The 7,765-nt window shown below is 69.3% G+C and carries 7 protein-coding genes; 4 read left to right on the forward strand and 3 right to left on the reverse strand.

From position 1 onward, the window contains the following. The first annotated feature begins 99 nt into the window (after positions 1–99). Positions 100–810, forward strand: coding sequence for a FadR/GntR family transcriptional regulator (locus tag QBE02_RS16165; RefSeq protein ID WP_279366614.1), 711 nt, complete (start codon positions 100–102; stop codon positions 808–810). A gap of 13 nt (positions 811–823) precedes the next feature. On the opposite strand, the gene QBE02_RS16170 is transcribed toward QBE02_RS16165, so the two are convergent. Beyond that, a complete protein-coding gene (locus QBE02_RS16170) occupies positions 824–949 on the reverse strand; it encodes a hypothetical protein (protein ID WP_256335604.1) in 126 nt (41 codons plus the stop codon). 293 nt (positions 950–1,242) lie between these two features. Here QBE02_RS16170 and QBE02_RS16175 point away from each other — a divergent pair, with 293 nt between their 5' ends. Together QBE02_RS16175 and pth are read left to right on the forward strand one after the other, a co-directional pair. Then, positions 1,243–1,881, forward strand: a complete 639-nt coding sequence (locus tag QBE02_RS16175; RefSeq protein ID WP_279366615.1) for a 50S ribosomal protein L25/general stress protein Ctc — start codon at positions 1,243–1,245, stop codon at positions 1,879–1,881. 149 nt (positions 1,882–2,030) lie between these two features. Next, on the forward strand, positions 2,031–2,615 hold the full coding sequence (pth, locus tag QBE02_RS16180) for an aminoacyl-tRNA hydrolase (protein WP_279366616.1): 585 nt from the start codon (positions 2,031–2,033) through the stop codon (positions 2,613–2,615). Positions 2,616–2,809: 194 nt separating this feature from the next. Here pth and QBE02_RS16185 read toward each other — a convergent pair whose 3' ends face one another. Together QBE02_RS16185 and QBE02_RS16190 are read right to left on the reverse strand one after the other, a co-directional pair. Continuing rightward, positions 2,810–3,316: a hypothetical protein gene (locus QBE02_RS16185; RefSeq protein ID WP_279366617.1), complete on the reverse strand. Its 507-nt coding sequence runs from the start codon at positions 3,314–3,316 to the stop codon at positions 2,810–2,812. A gap of 135 nt (positions 3,317–3,451) precedes the next feature. Then, positions 3,452–3,937: a hypothetical protein gene (locus tag QBE02_RS16190; RefSeq protein ID WP_279366618.1), complete on the reverse strand. Its 486-nt coding sequence runs from the start codon at positions 3,935–3,937 to the stop codon at positions 3,452–3,454. A gap of 51 nt (positions 3,938–3,988) precedes the next feature. Between QBE02_RS16190 and mfd the strand changes: the two genes are divergently transcribed. Next, positions 3,989–7,606, forward strand: a complete 3,618-nt coding sequence (gene mfd / locus QBE02_RS16195; protein WP_431844574.1) for a transcription-repair coupling factor — start codon at positions 3,989–3,991, stop codon at positions 7,604–7,606. The last annotated feature ends 159 nt before the right edge of the window (positions 7,607–7,765 follow it).

Consider the following 7,765-nt stretch of genomic DNA (forward strand, 5'->3'; position numbering starts at 1 on the left):
CAGTGCCGTGAGTATTTGTCGTACATAAAATCACAGGATGTCGACTTCTGCACGACAAATTTCGATTCGGTGATCGATATCGTCTGGCATCATCGATGGATGACGATGGACCGTCCCGCCGTGGCGTCGCTGCACGACGCCCTCGTCGACCGCCTCGGCGCGGCGATCGTGCGGGGTGAGCTCGAGCCGGGGTCTCGCCTGGTCACCGGCGATCTGTCCGAGGGGTCGTCGCGTGGAGCGGGTCGTGAGGCCGTCCGCGTGCTGCAGTCACTCGGTCTCGTTCACGTTCGACGCAAGACCGGCGTCGAGGTACGACCGTCGACCGACTGGAACGTGTACGCCCCCGAGATCATCGCGTGGCGTCTTGCCGGCCCCGGTCGCGATGCCCAGCTGCGGGAGCTGAGCGAACTGCGCGGCGCGATCGAGCCCCTCGCGGCACGGGCGGCGGCGACGCACGCCACGCCGGCGCAGCGTCAGGAGCTGATCGCCGCGGTGATCGAGATGGCTCGCACCGAGCGCGACGCCGACGGGGGCGACTACCTCGCGGCCGACATCGCCTTCCACCGCACTCTGCTCGCGGCATCCGGGAATTCGATGCTCGCGGCTCTGGGGTCGGTCGTGGAATCCGTCCTGGTGGGACGGACGCTGCACGAGCTGATGCCCCACGACGCCAATCCGCACGCTGTGCGGTGGCACCAGGACGTGGCCTTCGCGATCGCGGCGGGGCGGGCCGACGATGCGGCCGAGGCCATGCGGCTGATCGTCCGCGAAGCCGACGACGCCATGAGGGATGCGTCCGAAGACGCCTGACGACGCTGCGGCGTCAGTGCTTCTTGTAGTTCGCGTTGCGGCCCATGGTGAAGAGCGCGCCGACGGTGCCGATCAGGCCGAACGCGGCGATGCCGCCGATGACCCAGAGCACGACGTGAGAGAAGAAGCCGCTGTCCATGATGATCCTCCGGGTGGGTTGTGGCCGTTCGATCCTACCGTCGCTCGGCGCACGCTCCCGCCGCCGTCCGAGGTCGGGTCGTGGTTCTCCCTCTCGCGCTGGTAGACTTCCGGGGAACTTCGGCGAGGGATGCCGCTTCGCGTGCCGCACGGTGCGCAGGCGTCCGTAATCGACGCAGTGATGCAGGCTCCCGGCTTTCCTCACGCGCTCGCGTTCGAGTCGAATCCAGACCACACAGGTGCGGACCATGTCCGCTCACAAGCTGCGGGACACGAGCCCGCGAGGAGAACATCATGTCGGAAGACAACAAGGTCGTCGCGGAACTCCGCGAGAACTTCGGCAAGGGCTTCGCCCGTCGCCTCCGCGCCGCGGGCAAGATCCCGGCCGTCATCTACGGTCACGGCACCGAGCCCCAGCACGTGGCGCTCCCCGGCCACCAGGTCGCGCTGCTCATCCGTCGTGCCAACGCGCTGCTCGATCTCGACATCGCGGGCAAGGGCCAGCTCGTCCTCGTCAAGGACGTGCAGAAGGACCCCGTGCGTCAGATCATCGAGCACATCGACCTCATCGTCGTGAAGAAGGGCGAGAAGGTCCAGGTCGACGTTCCCGTCGTCATCACCGGTGAGCCCTTCTCGGGCACCGTCGCCATGCTCGACGCGACCTCCGTGTCGCTCGAGGTCGAGGCCACCCACATCCCCCAGAACATCGAGGTCTCGGTCGAGGGCGCCGAGGACGGCACGCAGATCACCGCTGCCGACCTGACCCTGCCCACGGGCGCCACCCTCGTCACCGAGCCCGAGACGCTCGTCGTGGGTGTCTCGGTGCCGCTCGACACCATCGCCGCCGACGAAGAGATCGCCGAGGCCGATGCGGAGGTCGCCGAGGAGCAGTCCGAAGAGGCCGAGTCGGCCGAAGAGGGCGACGACAAGTAATTCCAGGGCCGTTCCACGGTCCGACTACGAGGGGGCGCGTTTTCGCGTCCCCTCGTTCGTTTCTCCGCGCGGATGGCGCGCGGGGTCCCGTCACCTGACGACCGCGTCGTCGCGCACGGTCCGCACGCGGACCCGGAAGGATGGATGCCATGGCAGACACCTGGCTCATCGTGGGTCTCGGCAACCCGGGCCCCCGCTACGAGGCGACTCGGCACAACATCGGTCAGATGGTCGTCGACGAGCTCGCCGCCCGCCGCCGCGAGGCCTTCCGCGCCCACAAGGCCAACGCGCGGGTGGTCGAGACGTGGCTGCGCCCGGGAGCGGACAAGCTCGTCCTGGCGAAGCCGAACAGCTTCATGAACGTGTCCGGGGGGCCGGCGGCCGGGCTCGCGCGCTTCTACGGCACCGCGCCCGAGCGCATCGTCGTCGTCCACGACGAGCTCGACATCCCCTACGACACCATCAAGCTCAAGACCGGGGGCGGTCACGGCGGGCACAACGGGGTGCGCGACATCGCGAAGGCCCTCGGTACGCCGGAGTTCCCCCGCGTTCGCGTGGGCATCGGTCGTCCGGTCGGGCGCCAGGATCCCGCCGATTGGGTGCTCGATCCGTTCAGTTCGGCCGAGCGTCAGACGCTCCCGATCCTCGTCTCGGATGCCGCGGACGCCGTGGAACTCCTGGTCGACGAGGGATTGGTCGCCGCCCAGCAGCGCTTCCACGCCCCGCGCGCCTGACGCGCGGTACGGCAGCTGGCCGAGCGCCTGCGTGCCGTGACCCCCGCCTTCCCTCCAGCCGGTGAACGGATCACCCGTCGCGTCCCCGGGCGCAGTCCCGCGCGCTCCCGCGCCGTCCGGGGAAGAGAGCGCCGGAAACGACGATCGGCCCCGGTAACGAGGAACCGGGGCCGATGGTCGTGCCGATCGTCACGTCACGCGGAGACGCCGATCGCGGCGCCCGCGGCCAGCGTGCTGCCGACCACGATGCCCCCGAGAAGCGACAGGGCGATCGCGCCGATCGCCCATCCGCGACCGCGGTTCTTCACCGCGGCCACGATGCCCTGGATGAACCCCCAGAGTCCGAAAACGGCGTACACGACGAAGGCGACGATGGTCAGGATGCCGAAGACGATGGCCGCCTGCTGGACCTCCGGGGGAAGCGTGTTCGGTTCCATCTGCTGGCCGCCGTCGGCGTACGGGGCGAGGCTCGCGCTCTGCATCCCGGCGATGAAGGCGATGATCGAGCCGCCGACGACCGCGACGAGCGAGACGACGAAGGCGACCAGTCCGAGCTTCTTCGGGCCCTTCGGCTTGCTGGTGGTGGGCGGGACGTAGGCGGGTGCGGCGGGAGCGCCCTGTGCAGACGGGGCGGTGCCGGAGGAGTCGCCGCGCGTGACGGGCTGTTGGTACGGCTCGGGGGGCGGGGGTGTCGTGCTCACGAGATGCTCCTCTGGTCGTCGGTGGGCGTGGACCGCCCGTTCCCGGAGTCTAAGAAGCGTCCCGCGCCGGGGCGTGGGGCTGGACGCCCGTCCGCGTGGCGCGGTATCTGCGCCCGCAGCCGGCCCGGGGTGGGGTCAGACGGGCGCACCGCCTGCGGGCACGGTGGCCAGCCCCGCGACGATCGCGACGGCGGTCAGCACACCGAAGAAGATCGGGCCCAGCACCGAGAGGACGAGTCCCGCGATCCCGGCACCGCGCCCCGACCGCCGGACGATGGCGACGATTCCCAGCACGAGGGCCGTGATGCCGATCGCCGTCCCCGTCCAGAACGCGACCTCGCCCAGCAGCACCAGCTCGCGCACGGGGGAGAGCACGCGCCAGTTGAAGCTGCTCGACGACATCGTGGTCAGCCCGGGGGCCGCACCGCGCGCCGAACGGAACGCCGCGAAGCCGCCGATGGCCGGGGCCAGGACGGCCGCGACCACGGAGAGCGCGAGCGCCCAGGTGCCCAGGGGGCGACCTCGACGGGTGGGCGGCGGGGGAGTGAGGAGCGTCCCGACGGGCGGTGCCGCGTGAGGGGCGGCGAAGACCGGACCGTTCGGGGCGCTCGGCGTCGTCATGCGGCAAGCCTACGAGAGGTGGCACCCGGGCGCGTTGTCCACCCCGGCCCGATGTCGGAGCCCCCGCGTAGACTCTTTCGAGTGACAGTTCCCGGGATCGTTCGCGCCCTCGAGCAGGCTGAGTCGTACCGTGAAGCCGCTTCGGCGGCCTCCTCCGACCTGTCGCTCTCCCTCGTCGACGGCCTCGACGCCCCCGTCATCGCGGGCCTCGTCGAGCGTCGCCGTGCCGCGGGTGAACCCGGCGCGGTGCTGGTGATCGCGCCCACCGGTCGACGTGCCGAGTCCCTCGGCCCGGCTCTCGAGGCCGTTCTGCCCGGCGCGCAGGTCCTCCACTTCCCGGCCTGGGAGACGCTGCCCCACGAGCGCCTCAGCCCCAGTCCCGAGACCGTCGGTCGCCGTCTCGACATCCTGCGTCGGATCGCCGCGTGGGACCGCACCGCGCCGCTCGTGGTGACCGCGTCGGTGCGCAGCGCCCTCCAGCCGCTGGCCCCCGGTCTGGGCGACGTCGAACCGGTCGAACTCTCGATCGGGGGGCGCGGGCTCGAGCTCGAAGTCGTGACGACGCGCCTCGTCGAGCTCGCGTACCACCGCGTCGACATGGTCTCGCGCCGCGGGGAGTTCGCGGTGCGCGGCGGCATCCTCGACGTCTTCCCCCCGGTGGCGGATCACCCGTACCGTGTCGAGTTCTTCGGCGACGAGGTCGACCAGATCCGCGCCTTCTCCGTCGCCGACCAGCGCTCGCTGCCCGGTGAGGTGCCCACGGTGACGCTCGTGCCCAGCCGCGAGCTTCTGCTCACCGCCGAGGTACGTGCACGCGCAGCCGAACTGCGCGACGGCTATCCCGGGCTGCGTCAGTTGCTCGAGAAGATGGCCGAGGGGATTCCCGCCGAGGGCATGGAATCGCTCATCCCCGTCCTGGTGGACGACCTCATCAGCCTGGTCGACTACCTCCCCGGTGCGAGCGCGGTGGCGCTCGTCGATCCCGAGCGTTCGCTTGCTCGTGCCACCACGCTCGGCGACACCAACCGCGAGTTCCTCGAGGCGGCGTGGTCGGCGGCGACGGCGGGGGCGGACACCCCGGTTGATCTGGGATCCGGTGACTTCGTCACCCTTGACGATCTGCACGAGAAGGCCAGCGGTCGAGGCGGAGTCTGGTGGCAGTTCAGCGCTTTCGACTCGGGAGCGGCGGATGCCGAAGACGAGGGGCTCGTCGTCGGCGATGACTCCGCTCATCGCATCAAGGCCGATCCGGTGCCGTCGTTCCAGGGGAACGTCGAGGGTGCGACTGCTCACGTCGGCGAGCTTCTGCGCGACGGGTGGTCGGTCGTGGTCACGGCATCCGGCCCCGGCATGGTGGATCGCGCCCGAGACGTCCTCTCCGAGCGCGGGATCGCCGCCCGCCGCGTCGACGATGTGAGGTCGGCGCCCGAGGCCGGAGTCGCCCATGTCGTCTGCGCGCCCCTCGAGCGGGGCTTCCAGCTGACCGAGGCGAAGTTCGCCGTCATCACCGAGACCGAGTTCTACGGCCGCTCGGTCAGCGGCGACAACCGCGGCGTCAAAAAGCTCGCCTCGCGTCGACGCAACGTGGTCGACCCGCTGCAGCTCAAGCCCGGCGACGTCGTCGTGCATGCGACCCACGGCATCGGCAAGTTCCTCGAGCTCACGCAGCGCGAGGTGTCCAGCGGCGGTCGCAACGCGGTGAAGACCACGAAGGAGTACCTCGTCCTCGAGTACGCGCCGGCCAAGCGCGGTTACCCGGGCGACAAGCTGTTCGTCCCCACCGATCAGCTCGACCTGCTGTCGAAGTACGTGGGCGGCGAAGCGCCGACCCTGTCGAAGATGGGCGGAAGCGACTGGGCGGCGGCGAAGGGTCGAGCCCGCAAGGCCGTCCGCGACATCGCGGTCGAGCTGGTGAAGCTGTACTCGGCACGCATGGCGTCGAAGGGGTACGCGTTCGGTCCCGACACCCCGTGGCAGCGCGAGCTCGAAGAGGCCTTCCCCTTCGCCGAGACCCTCGATCAACTGCAGACGATCGACGAGATCAAAGCCGACATGGAGAAGCCGATCCCGATGGATCGACTGCTCTCGGGCGACGTCGGGTTCGGCAAGACCGAGGTCGCGGTGCGGGCGGCGTTCAAGGCCATCCAGGACGGCAAGCAGGTCGCGATGCTGGTTCCCACCACGCTGCTGGTCAAGCAGCATCTTGAGACCTTCGCCGAGCGTTTCGCGGGCTTTCCCGTCACGGTCCGGCCGCTGTCGCGATTCCAGACCGACAAAGAGGTGAAGGCCACCCTGGCCGGCCTCACCGACGGCACGGTCGACATGGTCATCGGAACCCATCGCATCCTGACCGAGAAGGTCATCTTCAAAGACCTCGGGCTGATGATCATCGACGAGGAGCAGCGGTTCGGCGTCGAGCACAAAGACCAGCTGAAGAAGCTCAAGACCAACGTCGACATCCTGGCGATGAGCGCCACCCCGATCCCGCGCACCCTCGAGATGGCGGTCACGGGGATCCGCGAGATGTCGACCCTCGCGACCCCGCCGGAGGATCGGCATCCGATCCTGTCGTACGTGGGCCCCCGCAACGACAAGCAGATCGCCGCCGCGATCCGCCGGGAGTTGCTCCGCGAGGGCCAGATCTTCTACGTGCACAACAGGGTCTCGTCCATCCAGCGCGTCGCCGCGCACCTCGCTGAACTGGTGCCCGAGGCCCGGATCGTCGTGGCCCACGGGCAGATGGGGGAGCACGCCCTCGAGCAGGTCGTCGATGACTTCTGGGAGCGTCGTGCCGATGTGCTGGTCTCGACCACGATCATCGAGACCGGGCTCGACATCTCGAACGCCAACACGATCATCATCGACCGCGCCGACAAGTACGGGCTGTCGCAGCTGCATCAGCTCCGCGGACGCGTGGGGCGTGGGCGCGACCGCGCGTACGCGTATTTCCTCTACGACGAGATGAAGCCGTTGTCCGAGACCGCGGCCGACCGGCTCGAGACGATCGCCGTGAACAACGACCTCGGCTCGGGCATGCAGGTGGCGCTCAAAGACCTCGAACTGCGTGGCGCCGGAAACCTCCTCGGCGCCGAGCAGGCCGGACACATCGCGGGTGTCGGTTTCGACCTGTACCTGCGCATGATCGGCGAAGCCGTTTCCACGTTCCGTGGCGAAGACGTCGACGGTCCCACCGAACTCCGCCTCGAGCTCCCCGTCGATGCTCGATTGCCGGAGTTCTACATCGACAGCGAGCGTCTGCGTCTCGAGGCGTACCAGAAGCTGTCGGCCGCGGCTTCCGCGACGGCGAAGAGCGATGCGATCGACCTCGTGGTCGAGGAGCTTCGTGATCGATACGGAGAGCCGCCGGCCGAAGTCGAGGGACTCATCGCCGTGGCGCGCCTGCGTCGCCGGGCCGCTCAGGCCGGCCTGGCCGATGTCGTCGCGATGGGTTCCAACCTGCGCATCGCCCCTGCGAACCTTCCGGACTCGATGCGGGTGCGTCTGCAGCGGCTGTACCCGAAGGCGAAGCTCGTCGCCGGCGGGGACGCCATGGTGGTCCCGCTCCCTCAGGATGCGGACGATGCGAACCTCATTGCATGGGTGCGCCAGCTTCTCGACGCGCTGTGGCCGTTGCCCGTCTCAGAGAACGCCGAGACCGCGAACGCGTGACGACCGCTCCCTCCCGGAGCGCAGACGATCAGGCCCGACCGACACCCCTCGGTCGGGCCTTCGTCGTAGATCCGCGTGATTACGCGCTTCAGGGTCGACGACACGCCCGGGGTGAAGCGACGATTCGACCGATCCGGCGTCCCGACGTAATGTTTTACC

The sequence above is a fragment of the Microbacterium testaceum genome, from assembly GCF_029761935.1.
Taxonomy (GTDB): Bacteria; Actinomycetota; Actinomycetes; order Actinomycetales; family Microbacteriaceae; genus Microbacterium; species Microbacterium testaceum_A.

Excerpts from the sequence above, each read along its gene's own strand:
- QBE02_RS16165 (WP_279366614.1), top strand. The coding sequence starts at position 100 with ATGACGATGGACCGTCCCGCCGTGGCGTCGCTGCACGACGCCCTCGTC.
- QBE02_RS16170 (WP_256335604.1), bottom strand. The coding sequence starts at position 949 with ATGGACAGCGGCTTCTTCTCTCACGTCGTGCTCTGGGTCATCGGCGGC.
- pth (WP_279366616.1), top strand. The coding sequence starts at position 2,031 with ATGGCAGACACCTGGCTCATCGTGGGTCTCGGCAACCCGGGCCCCCGC.
- QBE02_RS16190 (WP_279366618.1), bottom strand. The coding sequence starts at position 3,937 with ATGACGACGCCGAGCGCCCCGAACGGTCCGGTCTTCGCCGCCCCTCAC.
- mfd (WP_431844574.1), top strand. The coding sequence starts at position 3,989 with ATGTCGGAGCCCCCGCGTAGACTCTTTCGAGTGACAGTTCCCGGGATC.
- QBE02_RS16175 (WP_279366615.1), top strand. The coding sequence starts at position 1,243 with ATGTCGGAAGACAACAAGGTCGTCGCGGAACTCCGCGAGAACTTCGGC.